The 17,500-nt window shown below is 56.7% G+C and carries 15 protein-coding genes; 6 read left to right on the plus strand and 9 right to left on the minus strand.

The genetic code is table 11. The features are described 5' to 3' along the window. Window positions 1-4 precede the first annotated feature (4 nt). The 6 genes from HW450_RS13100 to HW450_RS08535 form a co-directional block, all read right to left on the minus strand. The gene (locus tag HW450_RS13100) at window positions 5-976 is read right to left on the minus strand and encodes a S41 family peptidase (RefSeq protein WP_182385217.1); all 972 of its coding nucleotides are present in this window, start codon (window positions 974-976) and stop codon (window positions 5-7) included. Continuing rightward, on the minus strand, window positions 966-1,166 hold the full coding sequence (locus HW450_RS08515) for a helix-turn-helix domain-containing protein (RefSeq protein ID WP_182385218.1): 201 nt from the start codon (window positions 1,164-1,166) through the stop codon (window positions 966-968). Before HW450_RS08515 ends, HW450_RS13100 begins: the two co-directional genes overlap by 11 nt. After that, the gene (locus tag HW450_RS08520; protein WP_182385219.1) at window positions 1,167-1,706 is read right to left on the minus strand and encodes a DUF2975 domain-containing protein; all 540 of its coding nucleotides are present in this window, start codon (window positions 1,704-1,706) and stop codon (window positions 1,167-1,169) included. It abuts the gene before it with no gap. Window positions 1,707-1,849: 143 nt separating this feature from the next. After that, window positions 1,850-3,112 carry a TetR-like C-terminal domain-containing protein gene (locus tag HW450_RS08525; protein WP_182385220.1) on the minus strand — a complete coding sequence of 421 codons (1,263 nt, stop codon included), beginning with the start codon at window positions 3,110-3,112 and terminating at the stop codon, window positions 1,850-1,852. A gap of 147 nt (window positions 3,113-3,259) precedes the next feature. After that, window positions 3,260-3,958 (minus strand): CPBP family intramembrane glutamic endopeptidase, encoded by a 699-nt coding sequence (locus HW450_RS08530; RefSeq protein ID WP_182385221.1) that lies wholly within the window; start codon window positions 3,956-3,958, stop codon window positions 3,260-3,262. Continuing rightward, a complete protein-coding gene (locus HW450_RS08535; RefSeq protein ID WP_182385222.1) occupies window positions 3,948-5,072 on the minus strand; it encodes an amidase in 1,125 nt (374 codons plus the stop codon). Before HW450_RS08535 ends, HW450_RS08530 begins: the two co-directional genes overlap by 11 nt. 24 nt (window positions 5,073-5,096) lie before the next feature. On the opposite strand from HW450_RS08535, the gene pheA reads away from it, so the two are divergent. Both pheA and HW450_RS08545 read left to right on the plus strand, forming a co-directional pair. Next, window positions 5,097-5,987: a prephenate dehydratase gene (gene pheA, locus HW450_RS08540; RefSeq protein ID WP_182385223.1), complete on the plus strand. Its 891-nt coding sequence runs from the start codon at window positions 5,097-5,099 to the stop codon at window positions 5,985-5,987. Beyond that, window positions 5,987-6,661: a histidine phosphatase family protein gene (locus HW450_RS08545; RefSeq protein ID WP_182385224.1), complete on the plus strand. Its 675-nt coding sequence runs from the start codon at window positions 5,987-5,989 to the stop codon at window positions 6,659-6,661. The genes pheA and HW450_RS08545 overlap by 1 nt, the downstream gene beginning before the upstream one ends. 1,025 nt (window positions 6,662-7,686) lie before the next feature. Here HW450_RS08545 and HW450_RS08550 read toward each other — a convergent pair. Genes HW450_RS08550 through HW450_RS08560 form a run of 3 tightly spaced genes read right to left on the minus strand, consistent with a single transcriptional unit; the run spans window position 7,687 to window position 9,812 of the window. Continuing rightward, window positions 7,687-8,034, minus strand: coding sequence for a metallopeptidase family protein (locus tag HW450_RS08550; protein ID WP_182385225.1), 348 nt, complete (start codon window positions 8,032-8,034; stop codon window positions 7,687-7,689). Continuing rightward, window positions 8,031-9,026 carry a septum formation family protein gene (locus HW450_RS08555; RefSeq protein WP_182385226.1) on the minus strand — a complete coding sequence of 332 codons (996 nt, stop codon included), beginning with the start codon at window positions 9,024-9,026 and terminating at the stop codon, window positions 8,031-8,033. Before HW450_RS08555 ends, HW450_RS08550 begins: the two co-directional genes overlap by 4 nt. A gap of 33 nt (window positions 9,027-9,059) precedes the next feature. Further along, on the minus strand, window positions 9,060-9,812 hold the full coding sequence (locus HW450_RS08560; protein ID WP_182385227.1) for a GntR family transcriptional regulator: 753 nt from the start codon (window positions 9,810-9,812) through the stop codon (window positions 9,060-9,062). Window positions 9,813-10,346: 534 nt separating this feature from the next. Between HW450_RS08560 and serS the strand changes: the two genes are divergently transcribed. The 4 genes from serS (at window position 10,347) to HW450_RS08580 (ending at window position 17,486) form a co-directional block, all read left to right on the plus strand. Continuing rightward, window positions 10,347-11,606 (plus strand): serine--tRNA ligase, encoded by a 1,260-nt coding sequence (gene serS / locus HW450_RS08565; protein WP_182385228.1) that lies wholly within the window; start codon window positions 10,347-10,349, stop codon window positions 11,604-11,606. A gap of 7 nt (window positions 11,607-11,613) precedes the next feature. Next, window positions 11,614-12,585 carry a lysophospholipid acyltransferase family protein gene (locus tag HW450_RS08570; protein ID WP_182385229.1) on the plus strand — a complete coding sequence of 324 codons (972 nt, stop codon included), beginning with the start codon at window positions 11,614-11,616 and terminating at the stop codon, window positions 12,583-12,585. Then, window positions 12,575-13,405 carry an HAD family hydrolase gene (locus tag HW450_RS08575; protein WP_182385230.1) on the plus strand — a complete coding sequence of 277 codons (831 nt, stop codon included), beginning with the start codon at window positions 12,575-12,577 and terminating at the stop codon, window positions 13,403-13,405. The genes HW450_RS08570 and HW450_RS08575 overlap by 11 nt, the downstream gene beginning before the upstream one ends. A gap of 175 nt (window positions 13,406-13,580) precedes the next feature. Further along, entirely contained in the window at window positions 13,581-17,486 is a 3,906-nt protein-coding gene (locus HW450_RS08580; RefSeq protein WP_182385231.1) for a DUF6923 family protein, read from the plus strand. Window positions 17,487-17,500 lie beyond the last annotated feature (14 nt).

Raw genomic sequence — 17,500 nt, forward strand, 5'->3', positions numbered from 1 at the left:
CGCTTTATCTCCAGGTAGTGCACTGTTGCCTGAGCCAGGCGGCGGCGTCGGCTTCTGGATCTTCGGTTGTGACGTCGGGTTGGATGGGATCATCGGAGAACTCTTCTCCGGTGCGGGCACGGTCTTTTGCGGTGGTGATCATCAGGCCGGCGCCGTCGTAGAGGTCGATTACGACGTTGCCGGACGCGTATCCTGCGGTGGGGGCTCCGAAGCTGCGGGAGTTTGGCAGTCCGCGGAACGCGAGCATGGTTGCTTCACCAGAGGAGGCGGTATCGGCGTCGGTAAGCACGGCGGTAGGGACGTCCCGCTTGCCGCCGTTAGTGGTGGTCGGGGTGCCACCGCCTTTGACGGCGTTGCCTTCTACGGTGACCTGGGTAGTGGCCGTCCGTGAGACGAATTCCAAGGCGGTGCCGTCAGGCAGGAGCGGGCTGAGGCCGCCGAGCATAGGGCCCATGTCGCCGCCCCCGTTGCCACGCAGGTCGATGATGGCTCCGCAGCGGGCGTGCTCGTGAATGCCGTCGGTGAGAATGGTGGCGTAGGAGGGGCCGGCCTCGCCACGGCTGAGCGCGGGGAGTTTGAGGTAGGCGAGCTCGCCACGCTTTTCGACGACCGGCATCTCCGCAGAATCCACAGTGCTTAATTCGTTGTCACTTGGGGCGAGGAAGTTCGAATGCTTACCGCCACCAGCTTTGAGTGCTGCGCGTAGCGGCTCGTATGTGTCCTCAAAGCTCTTGGCGGTTGTCGCAGCCTCCAGGGCAACGTCTTTGGCCTGCGTGAACTCTGGGGAATCGGCATTGATGGCCAAGGTTTCCACGATGGCTAACGCATCTTTGGCATAACGCTCAGGGGAAGGTTTCACCAGGTAGCGGATTTTTCCAGTGGTGATCCCAGTGAGCATGGGGCCATAAAGGTAGCCACCGAGGGCTGCGGCAATGATGAATAACGCGACGAATGAAAGCAAGATTTTACGTAACACTGAACAAATCTCCTGGTTGACAATTGAGTGCTTCGCAGAGCGCTGCAAGGGTGGTGAAGCGGACAGCTTTTGCCCGGTTGTTTTTCAGGACGGAGAGGTTGACCGCGGTGATATCGACTAGTTTCGACAGTTCCGCCAGAGTCATGCCTTTTTCTTCCAACATTCGATCGAGGTGGCAAATGACCTCCATTTAAATCAGGCCCTCCTGATCTTCCTGCATTTTCACGGCGCGGTTAAGAGCGATGGCCGTAACGGTCAAAACCATCATCAGGATGTACATCGGGATGAAGGCAGGATCGTCCACGCCATTGGGGAGCGCGTTGCGCTGGACGCCTTCGGTGGCGGACACCCAGTTGTTACCCGTCATCTCGAAGAATTGGCCGAAGAAGTAGGCCAGTGCCGCCCAGCTGGCAACTTTGAACATCTTTACGTTGGTGCGATTGAAGAAATCGCCCTTGAGGAAGTTGCGGCCCGCGAGAAGCAAAGTCACGCACAGTGCGATGCTGGCAATCGTCTTGATGACGAAGCTGCTGAGGAAAATGGCTGGCTGCCCTTCCTTGAGGGCCTCCAGAGGAATGTGAATGCTCTTGACATCGGAGACCAGTAGGCCGATCGGGCTGGAAAGCTCTTGGAAAAATACGAGCCGGAAGATGCTTACACCGATGAGGAACAGAATGAAGGTGTAGCCGAAGTTGGCAGCGCTGATGCCGCGGAGGGCTTTCTTGTCCATGGTTCTTATCCAATCTTGTATCGTTTTTCGATGTATTGACTTTCATTGTATCGATAAACGATATGGAGTCAAGGGGGTTATGCTTCCCGAGAATTAGCCCAAGGGAGCCGCAAGGAAGCTACAGGGAGCCATAAAACAACTAGCTAGTGCTGCTCGATGCGAACCATCTGGCTTTTGGCCTCTTCTGGCGAGACTAAACGGAGCCGGGTAATGAGTGATGTGCCCGAAATGTTCAGTAAGGTGCTGATGAGGGTCATCCGCAGGTCTGCTGGTAGGTGGGAAAAGGGGCCACTGGATTGCAGTGTTGCTAGGCCGTGGGCGGTGGCCCATAGGTTTAAAGATGCTTCGAAAATCTGAATTGTTGATGGGGGAGTGCCAGATACTTCCAGCACTTGTCGGGTGGTGTCAAACAGAAATTGCATGGCTTCGCCCATTGGTACGTCGGGGCTGCTGTCGGGCATGATGGACTGTTCGTAGATGAGGGTGTAGACATCAAAATGCTTTGGGAAAGACACCGCTAACCCGATATATGCTGCGCCGATAGCTTTGCTGAGTTCGAAGGGGTGCGGCGTGTTGGACAGCTGACCAAACTGCGCCATGAGGTGCATTTTCATGGTGGCACCCAGGTGGTCGCAGAGCTGATGTTGGAAGGATTGGTCGGGTGCGAGTAGCTGGCGGGCAGTGTGCAGGGGAATGTTGGCCGAGGCTGCGGCGCGTTCCACGGTTAGTAGGTTGATGCCCTCCTGGTGCACGACTCTAACGGCGCCTTCGAAAAGCCGCTCCCGCAACGCACTGGCCTTATCGACGCCTAATTCAGTAGAAGGCAGTAGGTCACTTCGATATGTGTGGGGCGCGAGTTCAAAGGCATTCCCCTCTGGCAGCACGATCCGACAGGCGTGAATGACATGGTTGATTACGGCGTTGAACAGTAGCTTTCGTCCACTTTTGCTCAGCCGTCTTGTTGCGCCTTGGCAGTGTAGGTGCGTGATGCCGTGAATCCCGGAATAGAGCACCACGGTGGCCGCTGACCAGAGCCAAGGGGATTGGGGAGACCCTAGCTCGCGCATGTAATTGCGGGTGATCTCTAGCAGTCGAGCAAACACTGGATCTATCGGGAGCGTGTCCAGGTCAGCCTCAAAATCTGTTGGAAAAACGCAGGTGCGGGCCAAGGAGTTGTATGCAGTGAAGTGCAGTGGGGATGTCGATGCGAACGAAAGGTAGCCGTCCGCAAACTGGGTCGCTGCTTGCTCGAAGTCGGCTGTATCGATCGACGACGGGAGATGGGAGTTCAAACGCTGTGTGCATTGGGCCAACAGCTCTTCACGGAATGACTCTTCAGTGGGGAACACGTCCTGGGCGTCGTTTAGTGGTACGCCCACCGCAGCAGCTACCTGTTTTAGATTCACAGATGTGCCGTCTAGTCCTGATGCCCTTCGGATTCCTTCAGTGATTAATTGCTGACGGAGCTGTGAAAGCGCATGCTTGTGTTCCATCTCCATAATTTGAGAGTATCCCGAATGATCACATTTGAAAAATGTTTGCGGGAAAAATAACTAGAAAAAGGCCTGGTAACCGACAAATGCAACGGCGTCGATAAGAAAATGCCCAATGATAAGCGGCCACACCCGACCGAACTTGAGGAAGAACCACCCGTAGACGAGGCCCATGATGATGTTGCCGAAACCCGCGGAGAGTCCTTGATACAGGTGGTAGCTGCCACGCAACGCTGCTGTGCACGCGAGGATCAGCCATGTTGGTAGGCCTAGCCCACGCATCCGGGTGACTAACCAGCCGACCACCACTACTTCCTCGCCAAAAGCGTTGGCGAAGGACCACAACAGCAGCACCGGCACCGCCCACCAGGACTCGAACCCGGAGGGGATCACTTCTTTGGTCAGCCCGAAGTGCAGCGCCCCGAAGTAAAACGCTAGGCCGGGCAGCCCAATGAGGGCCGCGAGCCCGGCGCCGGAAAGTAGGTCGTGGCGTCGGAAAGAAGGCAACCGGATCCCATCGCCAGCGAGGAAAAACAATGCCAGCAGTCCCCAGGCCACCAGCACAAACGCCGAGCATAACTGCAGTGAGTAATCGAGCCACAATGAGCTAGCCATGGGTTTGTTTAAGGTGACGCTTTGCTCGTTCAGAGGTCCGTTGAAGAGGGAATCGATCAGGCGCAGCAGGGACCGTACTCCGCTCATACCGAAGGTGATGCTGAGCATTAGGAAGATTTCCCACTGAATCCGCTTATGAACCATGCAATTCCTCCGCGAGCGCGAGCAATGCAGGAACCTCGGCCCGAATGGCTCCCAGATGAATGGAGCGATCAGCGAACGGGATCGAGATGCCTGCCCACCCGGTGATGTTAAACAGGGTGCACCATGGTGTCCACCGGGTTTGCTCGGCGAAGTCCTCGGCGGGCGCTAGCGCGGAGAAGTGCCCGATCGGTGGCGGGTCAAACGCCAGAGTCGGGGTGAGTAGCACGTCAACGTCCCAGGCTGCGCGCACCACCGCCCCCAACGCCAAGCACTTATCGACGGCCACTGCCCGCTCACCATCCGTCAACCGTCGGCCCCGGTCCCGCAGAAACTCCACGATGGGGCTCGCTTCTCCCTCGATCTTCCGGCACATCCCGGAAAGCATTGTGCCGAACGCCTCAAAGTAAGAAGCATCGTAGGCGGGGTCGAGTGGGACAACGTCGTGTCCTAGGTCAGAGAGTGCGTCTGCTGCTTTGTCGCAGGCAGCGCGCCATTCAGGGGCTACGGATCCATCTCCGTGCAGGGGCTCCACAAGCACTCCGACCCGCAGCCGTCGCGTGGCCAGCGGCACGCCGTGCATCATGGCCTGATCTCGCACCGAACCAGTGATGAATCCTTGTGCCGTGAGCTTGCCACCAGCATTGTTGTGGGGCGGTTTGTATCCGACCACACCACAGGCTGCTGCGGGAACGCGAATGGAACCGCCACCATCGGATGCGTGGGCCACTCGCACCAGGCCACGAGCCACCGCCACAGCAGCACCACCGGAGGAACCACCAGGAGTGCACCCAGGAAACAACGGGTTGTCCACCGCAGGCATGCCCACTGGCTCGGTGTACGCCGTCATGCCCAGCTCGCTCGTAGCGGTTTTCCCTACGATCCGTGCGCCCCGTTGCTGCAGCGCCACCACAAACGGATCTGACGGTTCGAGCACGCGCCGCGTCACGGATCCGTAGGTGGTGGGCATGCCGGACACCGGCATGAGATCTTTGATGGGGAGGAGGATTCCGGAGAGGGGGCCGTCGGTAAGCGGCGGAGGCGTGGTAGCCACGTGGACAAAACCCGACTGCGCCGGGGTGAGCCCTGCAACACGGGAAAGGAACTCCTCAAACATATATCCAGACTAGGGTAGAAAGACATGACTACTTCCGTTGCCTACCTCGGCCCGCAGGGCACGTTCACTGAAATGGCTGCGCTGCGCCTCATGCCAGACGCGGAACTGGTGCCCGTAGACAGCCCCGCGGAAGCGATTGCGGCCCCCACAGACTTTGCTGTGGTGGCGATCGAAAACTCGGTGGACGGCCCCGTCACCCCCACCTTCGATGCCCTGGCCAGCATTGATACCACCCAAATCTACGCAGAAACCGACATCGAGGTCGCCTTCGCCATTATGCGCTCAGCCACCTCCGGCACGAGTACCTTGGCTACGCACCCCGTCGCCTGGCAGCAAGTCAAGGGTTGGGTGGCGCAGAATCTTCCTGGGGTGAAATTCGTCCCTGCCAGCTCCAACGCCGACGCTGCCCGGATGGTAGCCGACGGCGAAGCCGACTATGCCGCAGCACCAGCCCGAGCCGCGGAAATTTATGGGCTGGACACGGTCGCGGAGAATGTGGCTGATGTTAAGGGAGCGCGAACCAGGTTTGTGCTCGTCGGTAAGCGGGGGCGCCCTACCGCCCGAACCGGCAACGACCGCACCTCAGTCGCCTTCACCCTCCCCAACGTGCCCGGCTCGCTGGTGCGCGCGCTCAACGAATTCGCCGTGCGCGGCGTCGATCTCACCCGCATCGAATCCCGCCCCACCCGAGAAGGACTTGGCACCTACCGCTTCTACGCAGACATCGCCGGGCATATCGACGACATTCCCGTAGCCGAAGCCCTCCGCGCCCTCTACCTCCACGCCGAGCACATGCACTATCTCGGCTCCTGGCCTGCAGCCACCGACAACACAGGGGATACTGGCACTGACATGCTCCAGCGCATCGCTGACGCCGACGCCTACGTCACCCGACTAAAAACAGGAGACTACTAATGGGACGCATCATCCTGCTGCGCCACGGCCAAACCCACTCCAATCTCAACCGTGTCCTCGACACCCGCCCACCTGGAGCCGAGCTGACCGACCTCGGCCGGGAACAAGCAACCACCGTTGGCCTTGAACTCGCTGAACTTTGCGGCGTCGGCCACGGAAACTTCGGTCGCCTTCGGCTCCTAGCCTCCTCCATCGCGATCCGTGCCCAACAAACCGCAGTCCGCGTCGCAGCCTCCATCGAAGCAACTGCCGGCCTACCAGCCGATTCGCTACCCATCGACGTCCGCATGGGCATCCACGAAATCTCCGCCGGTAACCTCCAAGGCGCCCAAGGCGAAGAAGCCGCCGCCCTCTACACCGACGCCTTCCGAGGATGGCTCGGCGGCGACGCCGACGCACGCTTGCCCGAAGGTGAAAACTACCGCAACGTGCTGGAACGTTACCAGCCAGTAATCGAAGACATCGCCAATTCTCTCGGCGAAGATGACGACGCCATCATCGTCTCCCACGGCGCCGCCATCCGCGTCGTCTCCACCCACGCCTGCGGCGTCGACCCCGACTTCGCCTTCGGCGCCTACCTGCCCAACTGCCGATTCGTCATACTCAACCCGGACGGCAAGGAATTCGGCCAATGGAAAGTCGAGCGCTGGGCGGACACAGCGGTGCAGCTTTAGGGTGGGCGAATTTGTGGTTCTGTTTGACCGTCGCCGAGGTACCCTCAGGCAGTCAGTGAAACAGCAAATAGCTCCTCTCGGTCTTATGCCGGGAAGAGCTATGCTATCTGGGGAATGCCTTTTATTTTGTCATCTTCGCCTAGACCTAACGTTCACGGGCATACTGAGTGAGCCAAAAGGCTACTGCGGCGAGAACGAGGCACACAGTGGCGAGTGCTCCGTACAGCAAGAGTCTATCTGCGAAGCTTGCGACAGCAGTTGCTGCAAGAGGGCTACCCAAATGAGTTTTGCGATAGAGGTTGTAGCTGCCGTTAAGCACTCCCAGCATGGATGCAAAGCTCCCACAAAGGGCAAGGTATCCAATCGTTCTTAGGGTGTTATGTGATGGCATTGCTCTCCACGAAATGCGCCACTAACAAACAAGCGAGCACACATCATTCCTGGTTGTATGTTCAGATTGTGAATTCCTTGGTCGCCGACCATACCCCATGCGCATCCCAAGTGATTACCGTTGGAATGAGTAGCTACGATATGGCCGTTGATGTCACGGTTTGATAGTCGATCCGGTAATTGCAAATGTTGGCAGCAGTCGTGTAGGTGGCTGTTTCGAAATCAATATGAGTTCCGGATCCATTGATTCGATGGAAGATTTGTCCGCTAGGAATGTTAACCTGTGCGCCGAAAACATCTGCCATAAAGCCCGGAACAAATGCGTATCCCGCAGCGCTCCGAAGTTGCTGGTCCGCCTCGCTGTTTGGGGAAACATAGTCGTAGCGAGAAGGGTCTGTGGACTGAACTGTTCCTCCGAGGACTGTCTCTCCTGCATTTAAGCGATGGTCTGCATCAAGTTCTGTGCTGTGGGCGAGTGGGCCTTGAAGAGCGCTGACTACGGTTACTAGCGCTAAAGTTTTTTTTGGCGATGCTCATTGGAATTCCTTTCTATTAACGGGCATCGCTTTGATGGTAACTCGAAAAATTCTTATTGGCAATAACTTTCTAATGCTAAAATCTGAAATTCAGCCGTGCTATCCCCAACCGAGGGCGTGGAGTTCGTCGTCATCGAGGCCGAAGTAGTGGCCGATTTCGTGGACGACTGTGATGGTGACTTGTTCGATGAGTTCGTCTTCGGTGGTGCAGTAGTCCTGGAGGGCGCCGCGGTAGATCCAGATGGCGTCGGGGAGGTGCGCGGAGTAGTCGCTGGTGCGTTCGGGGAGTGCGACACCTTCGTAGAGTCCGAGGATGTGGGGGCCGTCGGGGTGGTAGTCCTCGATGAGGATGACCGTGTTTTCGAGTCGGCTGAGGAGCTCGCGGGGGACTCGGTCTAGTCCTTGGTCCACGAGCTCCTCGAAGCGTTCCTCGGAGACTTCGATCATGGTTCGCGGAGTGGGTTCCGGGTTGGCTGTGGCGGAGGTGGGGCGCCGTCGATGGTGAAGGCGTCCTTGGCTGAGCCCTGGAGGACCGAGAAGTTGCCGGCGTCGTTGGGCTTGAACAGTGCGCAGTTGACTGTGTGGGAGCCTCCGATCCAGGAGTTGGTGTTGATCGAGGTCCAGAACAGTTGCAGCGTGGAGTTGTAGAGGGCGTCGTCGCCACCGAGGTATTCGTGCGCTGCGGTCAGGCATTGTTCGTGGAGGAACTCGTCTTGCTCTTCCACTGTTGGCACGGTGTCGGGGAAGTGCTCCTTGAGGTTGATTTCCTTGGTTACCTCGAAGGAGTGGTCCTGCCCGCAGTCGACGGTTTGGGTGGAGCGAGCCGGGTCTACCAGGACGCAGGTGCCTTCCGGGTGGGTGCGTGACTGGTCTTGCTCTGTCGCACTGCCGGCGGTGAGCATCGGGATTCCGTTCTCGCCAGCAACTTGGAGGCCGCACAGCATGGTGCGGTCACCAGCTGCCCACGCTTCGGGAGGCGGGAGAATCGGGGCGATAGAGTAGCGACCCAGCGGATCGAACTGGCCTTTGAGGTATTCGATAGTGGGGCCCTTGCATAGCTCTTCGCGCAGTTGCGCCTGTCGAGTAACGTCCGGGGCGGGGGCCTTCGGGCCGAACTCCGACGACGGGTACGCAGCCAGGTTCTCACGCGATGCCACTTCGTAGCGATGTTCCGACGAGCAATCTGTCTGGCCAAAGTTCGCAAAACTACCGTCCGGATTGACATCCCACGTCAGGCAGCTGCCGGTATCTGCGGTGGTGAAAGGTGCCGCCTCGCGCGCAGGCTTAACGACGCCACCACTGGAATTGGAGCCAGGTTTTGGCGTCGGTAAGCCTGCAGATTGCGCAGAGTAGCCACCTATGCCGCATGCCGTGGCCAGCGCCATAATCAACGCAGCACGCACTGCCACGGAGCTACGCCAAGAATTCTGAGTAGTCATCAGATCCAATTGTGCCTAACCGATAGCCCAAAATCACATCTGGGCGCGAGTGACATGAGTCTTCAAAGTGTAGCGATCAGTCCGATAAAGCGAACTGCACCACTCCACTGCCAGGCCGTTCGACTGCGACTGGCGCACAATTTTCAACAGTGCGGTGCCGGGATCGACGTCGAGAAGCTCAGCAACCTCCTCGGTGGCATTGACCGCTGTCGCCGTCTGAATAGCATCAGTGACGGGCACGTTATACTCACTGGCCAAAATCGCGTACACCGAATTGTAAACATCGTTTTCCAACAGGTCAGGGACGTGCTTTGAGTTATACCACGCATCGTCAATCGCGTAGGGGATGCCGTTGCCTAACCGCAGACGGCGCAAATGAGTATGCGTCGCAGTCGAGCCGAAAAACTCTGCCACCTCAGCAGGGGCCGCGGCCCGAGCGGAAAGTAAAATCTTGCTCGAGGACTGCAGCTGCTGCGCTGCCATCTCCTGCGAAAACGATGCCAAATGCAATCGCGACACCAACGGGCTCGGAGCCACAAACGTACCTTTGCCACGAGCCCGCTTTAACACCCCTGATGCCACCAAATCACCAATCGCCCGCCGCACTGTAATGCGAGACACCCCATACGTCTCCTCCAATACCCGCTCGCCAGGCAACATGTCGCCAGGCGCGAGCTGCGTGGTGCACAGCTGCTCCAATATTTCACGCAGCTGGGCATGCTTAGGCTTCGAAGGGTCATCCAGGGCGGTGGCAGGTAAATCCGCTGCACTATTCAGAGCAGTCATACTATTAACAATACGCCCTACTGGTTATGACCACCGGGTTGACTGGTGAGTTACTGGTCACTTTTGGTGGTGGGGTTCTTGGTTCTCCCCGACATCACGGCCCCGACATTACCCTCCCGAAGTTCGGGGTCTTTGGGGGCATTCTCGGGGTCGTAATGTCGGGGCCTTGGTTCTAGTAGCGCCACCAGTCAAGTCGTAACACCCCAGTTATCCCACTGGCCCCAACAATCCCGCAACGTGCCTATGAATGAGGCTCGTTGCTCTTCTCCCCGACATTACCCTCCCGAAGTTCGGGGTGGCGGACCCATTTTTGGGGCATTCTCGGGGCCGTAATGTCGGGGCCTTAGCTTCGGCGACCCAATCTCGGGGCCGTAATGTCGGGGCCTTAGCTTCGGCCACCCAATCTCGGGGCCGTAATGTCGGGGGCGTGGGAAACCCGCAGCAATCTAGCCAGCCAACAAGCCCCCGTAGCCCAATCTGATAATGGCCTGGCGAGGCTGCCGAGGGATGCTGAAATGCGCTAGGGTTGACTACGTGATTGATCTCAAATTTCTCCGTGAAAACCCTGATGTTGTGCGTGCGTCCCAGGTCACTCGTGGGGAGGATCCAGCGCTGGTAGATGAGCTGCTTGCCGCTGATGAAGCACGCCGTGAAGCGATCCTTGCCGCGGATACTTTGCGTGGCGAGCAGAAGGCTTTTGGTAAGAAGATTGGCCAGGCCTCTCCGGAAGATCGCCCTGCTTTGTTGGAGGGTTCCAATGAGCTGAAGGAAAAGGTCAAGGACGCGGAGAAGGCGCAGGCTGAGGCTGAGCAAAAGGTCTTTGATCTGCAGATGCGGATCGACAACATTGTGGTTGGCGCTCCCGCTGGTGGCGAGGATGACTTTGTTGTCCTGGAGCATATTGGCGAGCCTACGAAGTTTGACTTTGAGCCGAAGGATCACTTGGAGCTGGGTGAGTCTTTGGGGCTTATTGATATGGAACGCGGCGCGAAGATTTCGGGCGCCCGTTTCTACTTCCTCACTGGTTATGGTGCGATGCTGCAGTTGGGCATGTTGAATTTGGCTGCGCAGAAGGCGATTGCTAACGGTTTCCAGTTGATGATCCCACCGGTGTTGGTTCGTCCTGAGGTTATGCAGGGCACTGGTTTCTTGGGCCAGCATGCGGATGAGGTGTACTACCTGGAGAAGGACGATATGTTCCTCGTCGGCACCTCTGAGGTTGCGCTGGCTGGCTACCACCAGGGCGAGATCATTGATTTGTCGCAGGGCCCGAAGCGGTATGCGGGCTGGTCGAGCTGCTTCCGCCGTGAGGCTGGTTCGCACGGCAAGGACACGCGCGGTATTTTGCGTGTCCACCAGTTCGACAAGCTGGAGATGTTCTCCTACTGCAAGCCTGAGGAAGCTGAGGCTGAGCACCAGCGACTGCTAAGCATGGAGCGCGAGATGCTCGCAGCGGTGGAGGTTCCGTACCGCATCATCGATGTTGCTGGCGGCGACCTTGGTTCTTCCGCAGCACGCAAGTTTGATACCGAGGCGTGGATTCCAACCCAAAACACGTACCGAGAGCTCACTTCAACTTCTAACTGCACCACGTTCCAGGCACGTCGCCTGCAGGTCCGTTATCGCGATGAGCAGGGTAAAGCACAGATTGCCGCTACGCTGAACGGTACGCTGGCCACTACGCGTTGGCTGGTAGCGATTCTGGAAAATAACCAGCAGGCGGATGGCTCTGTGGTCGTGCCGGAGGCGCTGCGTCCATACGTTGGTAAGGAAGTTCTTGAGCCGATTAAGTAGGGGTAGCATGTCCACCTTCGAGTTTCGTCGTTGCGGTGTGGCCTTCCTGCCGAAGGGGTTCGAGCCAGCTACTGCGCACCCGGAGAAAAAGGAGCCGTTTTACGGCAGTATTGTCCGCGTGGTGCGGCTCATGCTGCGTGCCCAGGGCATCAAGGTGTATGTCGAAGGCGCTGAACGTGTTCCTGCTTCGGGTGGCGCGCTGCTTGCCTTCAATCACACGGGCTACTTCGACTTCATTCTTGGAGGTGTCCCTGCATGGGCGAACGCGAAGCGTCTCGTTCGCTTCATGGCCAAGCGCGAGATTTTTGATATTCCGCTGGTCGGTAGTGCGATGCGGAAGATGCACCACATCAGTGTGGACCGTGCGGCAGGCGCGCAGTCGCTTGACGACGCCGTAGCCTCCCTCACAGCAGGCAACCTCGTTGGCATTTTCCCGGAAGCCACCATTTCTCGCAGCTTTGAGATCAAGGAATTGAAAAGCGGCGCCGCCCGAATCGCGTATAACGCCGACGTGCCACTGATCCCGGTGGTGATCTGGGGCTCTCAGCGGATTTGGACGAAGGATCTGCCGAAGAACCTCGTGCGTCCGAAGGTGCCGGTGTGGATCCGGGTGGGTGAACCCCTGCAACTCACTGGCGATGCGGATGTAGACACCGCTGCGTTGAAAACACAGCTGACTGAGCTGCTGGCCCAGCTTCGGAAAGACTATTCAGCAAAGTTTGGTCCTATTTCGCCAGGGCAGCCGTGGATGCCGGAATCGATGGGCGGGAATGCACCCTCCCCGAAACGCGCTGCGCTTCTAGCGTTGGAGGAACAGGAGCGTCGTCAAGTTGCGCGAGAGCGTAAGCGGGAGAAAAAGCTGCGCCGCCTGGACCTGCGGGCCGACCGCAAGGCAATGGACGTGTTGCGCTCGCGCGGCTGGTTCGGCCGGATGAAGGCCCGCATCGCCGCCGCGATTGAGGAGCGACGTGGTCACTGAGCCGCCGTTGCTCATCGCCAGCGACGTTGATGGCACGCTTATCGACGACCATGAGCGCATCCCCGACACCGTGCGCAGCGCAATCCGACGCGCAGTAACCGGCGGGGCCGTATTCGCCCTCGCCACCGGCCGACCACCACGGTGGATACACCCAATCCTGGAACAGCTAGCCCTCACGCCCGTGTGCGTGTGCGCGAACGGCGCCATCGTCTACGACGCTGCCACCGACACCATGCTTGACGTATGCAACCTCGCCCCCGAGGCCTTGCGAGCCATTGCCACCACGGTCGAAGCAGTGCTCGCACCGTACGGCGGCGCAGGTTTTGCTGTCGAGCGAGCCGGGACCTCCGCCTGGGCACCAGAAAACGAACTATTTCTCGTGTCGCCAACCTACGTGCCCGCCTGGTTCTCCGAAGACAATGGCATGGTGGACCTAGACACTTTGTTGTCACAGCCAGCGATCAAACTCCTCATCCGAAACGAAACGCTCAGCTCAGCGGAGATCTTCGACCTGGTGGCGCCACACATTCCCTCCCACCTTGCCCACGTCACCTTCTCCATCCCGGACGGGTTACTGGAAGTGGCCGCCCCAGGAATTACGAAGGCGCGGGGAGTGCAATACCTAGCCTCCCGAATTGGAGCGAGCCCAGCCGATGTCATTGCTTTTGGCGACATGCCCAACGACATCGAAATGCTCCAGTGGGCAGGGCACGGCGTGGCCATGGCCAATGCAGTACCGGAGCTGCGCGCAGTCGCAGATGAGATCACCGAAAGTAACAACGACGGCGGAATCGCCACCGTGCTGCAACGGTGGTTCTGAGGCAAAACAAGTTTTGCTCACAGAAATAAAATATGCGAAATATATGCTATTTAGGGGACGCATGTATGGAAACTGAGAATATTTTAGGAAAACTCTCGTATGTGTATTAGTATAGTTCCATATGCTTCTAATCTGCCCTCGCCGTTGGGTAGTGGCTACCTATAGAGGAAATCAAATGAAGAGTTCGCAGCAGGCCTCGCGTGTTTTTCAAAAAATGTTGGCCCTCATGTGCGGCCTGGCGCTCATGACGAGCGGTACGATGAATATCGCATACGCGCAGGAAACGACTCCAATGTCGACGCCTTCACCGCAAACCGCCCCGGAGGAGGAAACGACACCGAACGCAACCGCGGAGCCAACTCTGCCAGCGCTAGAGCAACCGATCCTCACACCACCGGAAACCGCCACCCCCACCGTTGCGCCCCTGGTCCACACATACCGGGCGGAAACAGAAAGTAAAGTTGCAGACGGCGAGGCTGCCAAAAACAAAGTAGTGCTTACGCTGGACCCGGCGCTGCTCGTAGATGGCATTGTGAGCATTGAACGCGATAAAGATGGCGTTGAATTTCTTGGGCACGGGTCTGTGCTGCTTAATGGGCACCCTTTGCCAGAGGAAGATGCAGCTTCGATGCCTGAAGGGGAATCGCGAGGTGCCCGTATTGCCGTTAAGCTTCCTGAGGCAAGTTGGACAGTGGGAGACCATCTAGAGATTCAGTATGCAACCATTGAGGCGGATGCGGGTTCGGAATGGCGCCTGGTGAAAGACGGGGCAGAAGTCTTTTCCCTTCGGGACGACATGTCACATGCGGTGGAAGTTAGTGACCCGACTAGTGTCACAGCGCAAACCACCACGACAAAAGCGCATCAGGTCCAAGTTCCCTCAAAAGACAAATTTAACAACGGAAAATGCGCAAATTCCTATGTTGGCAATATCTACTTTTACGCACCAGCCAATGTAAAAGCTACTCGCATTACAGTCAAGCGAACGACGGCGCTTAACCTGTACATTCCTCCTACTACGCAGTTCAATAGCGATACTCCTAATATTAAGGTCGCTGAATTTGAGCGTATGTATCGAAATGAATACAAGCCGCTATGGAATGATATTCGCCACAAAGAAATGGTGGTTAGATCTATTGATGATAAAACTCTAGAAATTATCATTCCTGGCGGGATCACCATGGAAAAAGGGGAATATGTCAAGCTGACAAATGCTTTTTCCTACTGTTCTGCTGGTGCTCCAGACAGAGATAACCTTGAAATTGCTGTCACTGGCGATACCCAAGACGGTGGTTTTTGTGAAGCGCGCCCACGGTACACCTTCCCAGCCCGTAACCTTGGGAACTCGGAAATCGGTCGGTTGAGAACTGTCGATGGCGATGGCAACGGTAACCTCGTAGCTTCGCCATGGGATACCCTGAAAGGGGTTTCTGAGTCTGGAGGAAGTGATCCTTACCGGGTCTTTTTCCGGCCGAACGGCAACGATAATGAATATGTGCTGCGACACGTGCCCTACCAAGGAACCGTCACGGACGGTTCCTTGGTAGTACCGCGCAAACCGAAGCGGGAGCTGTCCCAAATCGAGCGTGATAACGGCACCAATGTGTACGTCTCTGAATCAAAAGCAAATGGCCAGGTGCGTTGGAAGTCATACGTTGCGCGGCAGGATACCGGCACCGGTAGCTTTGTGCGCCTTGGAGGGCCGAACCAGGAAACCGGATGGATTATCAACTCATTGGCCTTTAATCCGCAAGACAACTGGTTATATGCAATCAGTCAAGGACGGTTAGGTGAAGACTGGGGTCGGTTAGCTGGGCAGACCGTGCAGGGGGATGCTCAGAATCGGTTCCGGCCAGTAATTACGGCAGAAGACCCATGCTTTCCTGCAGGGCATTTGCTTCAAATTGATCCCGAGACTGGTGAAGTCTATAACCTGGGGCGGGTAACCCCGAACGTGGCGAGTAAGGAGTACGCTTTCCAAGGCAAAAAACAGGCATATTGGCCTAACGACCTATGGGGTGGAATCAATGTCGGAGGCATCGACAAAGACGGAAACTACTACGTTGCCAACGCTTCAAGGTCTGGAACTGGAGCAGTGTACAAAGTCAACCTGAATGATGTCACCGCTACGCCCACAGACAATGGTAGAAAATGGCTCGCAAGCGGGATCCGGTTAGACAATGACTGGAATGACGTGCGCGATCGCTCCGGCCGAGCATGGTCAGAAGACTGGACGCCACTTTTCGTTCCAGAAAATCCGTCATGTCAGCCACAAACTAATTCGCCTTGTAAACAACGCCAAGCTGGAAACTACATGTGGGGGATTAGCAATGGCTGGAACTCCCAAAATGGAGTGTGGATCGAGCGAATCAACCTGACTGATGGCAGTGTGCAGCGTTGGGATATCACTAATATTCGCACGCCCTCTGGTCAAGGTATTTCGAAACCTAATCAGTGGGGTAGAGCTTGGACAGTTGGCAACGGCCTGCTTGGATTTGCTACAGCCAGTGTCGGCGCGAACGATAACGTTCTTCGCATCAAAGTGAGTGACCCCGAATCAAGCAACCCGTCGTTCCAGCTCATCTCGGTCAATGCCGTAGCAACCGCTTCCTACAACTCAAACGGCACCAGTTCCGTGGGGTTTGAGGAAAATGTTGTAGACCTGCAGATCAAGAAGACGCGTGCTGACATCACAGATCGAGATGGAAAATCGAGGATCAAGTGGGAAATCCAGGTCCGAAATGCCAGCGAGAAAAATGCTAGTACTGGGTTTACCGTGTTTGACACCATCCCTAAGGGATATCAAGTGGTTCGCCTGGAGTCGGGTAACTCCTGGGAGCAGGTTTCTGACGGTAAAAGTGTCCGCTTTGGACGTTGGTCGGCTTTCGTAAAGAAAGTAAATGACAATTTCGTCATTGAAGGGCATCACGGTTCCTTGATAGCTGGCTATACCGCGACCTTCTCGATCATCGCAGAACCAATTAACAATCTGGCTCCCCCTAAAGAATGCGTCGAAAATGTAGCTGGTGTCATCGGCATTGACCGTGACCCAAATACCAAGAAGATTGAGGTAGGAGCGAACGGCAAGGATGCGTTTGGTAACTCTTCTGGGGCATACGGCGACCTGAACTATATCGGAAAAACGTATTCGGATATCGCCTCGGATGACTATTGCCGCAGTCGCCTCACTGTAATCAAACACGTCGAAGAAAACAATGTGAAAACTGAGAAGGTTAATGGATGGGCGTTTACCGCAGCAACCTCTGGCGATCAACCCATTCTGTTGGATGCTGGTAGTGGTGCCAAGCCTGAAGCCGTGAATGCTTCGACCTTAATTACAGGGCAGACCGGGCAAGGAAAATCTACTCACCCACAAGGTCAGGTGTCGTGGATCATCAATTCGATGGACGAACAAAAGATTCGCGTTACGGAAGATCTTGCTGGGCACGATGGTTTTAAGTTCAATTCTGTCCAATGTTCATTGGACGGTAAGAATCAAAATGCGACTGTAGCGAGCACAAAAGATAAACCGGAGTTTGTTGTCACCGTCCCTAAAACAGCGAAGGTCACCTGCGAGGTTTGGAATGTGAAGCAACCAGAAGAAGGCACCATCGCGATCCAGAAAGCGACCTACGATCCAGCAACAAAAGGGCCAATTAATACAGGCAACTTGGTCGGCTGGGCTTTTGAACTGCGAAAGAAGGACGCAACAACCCCTGCGATCGAGCTGAAACCAGGTGATGGGACAAATACAGCAAAAGTTACCCCTGGCACCTACGTTCTAGTAGAGACGAAAGCGCCTGCAAACCACAGTCTCCTGCCACAACCCATCGAGTTCACCATCAAGCGCGGTAAGGACGCAAACCTGGAACTAGCTGATGTTGCCAATGGTGGCGGAGTTGTCACATTTGAAAACCCAAATGCCCAACGGCCGAACATTATTCTCACCGTCGCAGACCCCCAGACTGGTACTTTGCCAAAAACTGGTGGCAGCGGTGTAGCGATTCCGGCACTACTGGGAGTGATGCTAGTTCTGATAGGGGCGGTGTTGACACGGCGTCGTAAAGCGCACAGCGCTTAAATAGGGTGACGGCA

The organism is Corynebacterium hindlerae (assembly GCF_014117265.1).
Taxonomy (GTDB): Bacteria; Actinomycetota; Actinomycetes; order Mycobacteriales; family Mycobacteriaceae; genus Corynebacterium; species Corynebacterium hindlerae.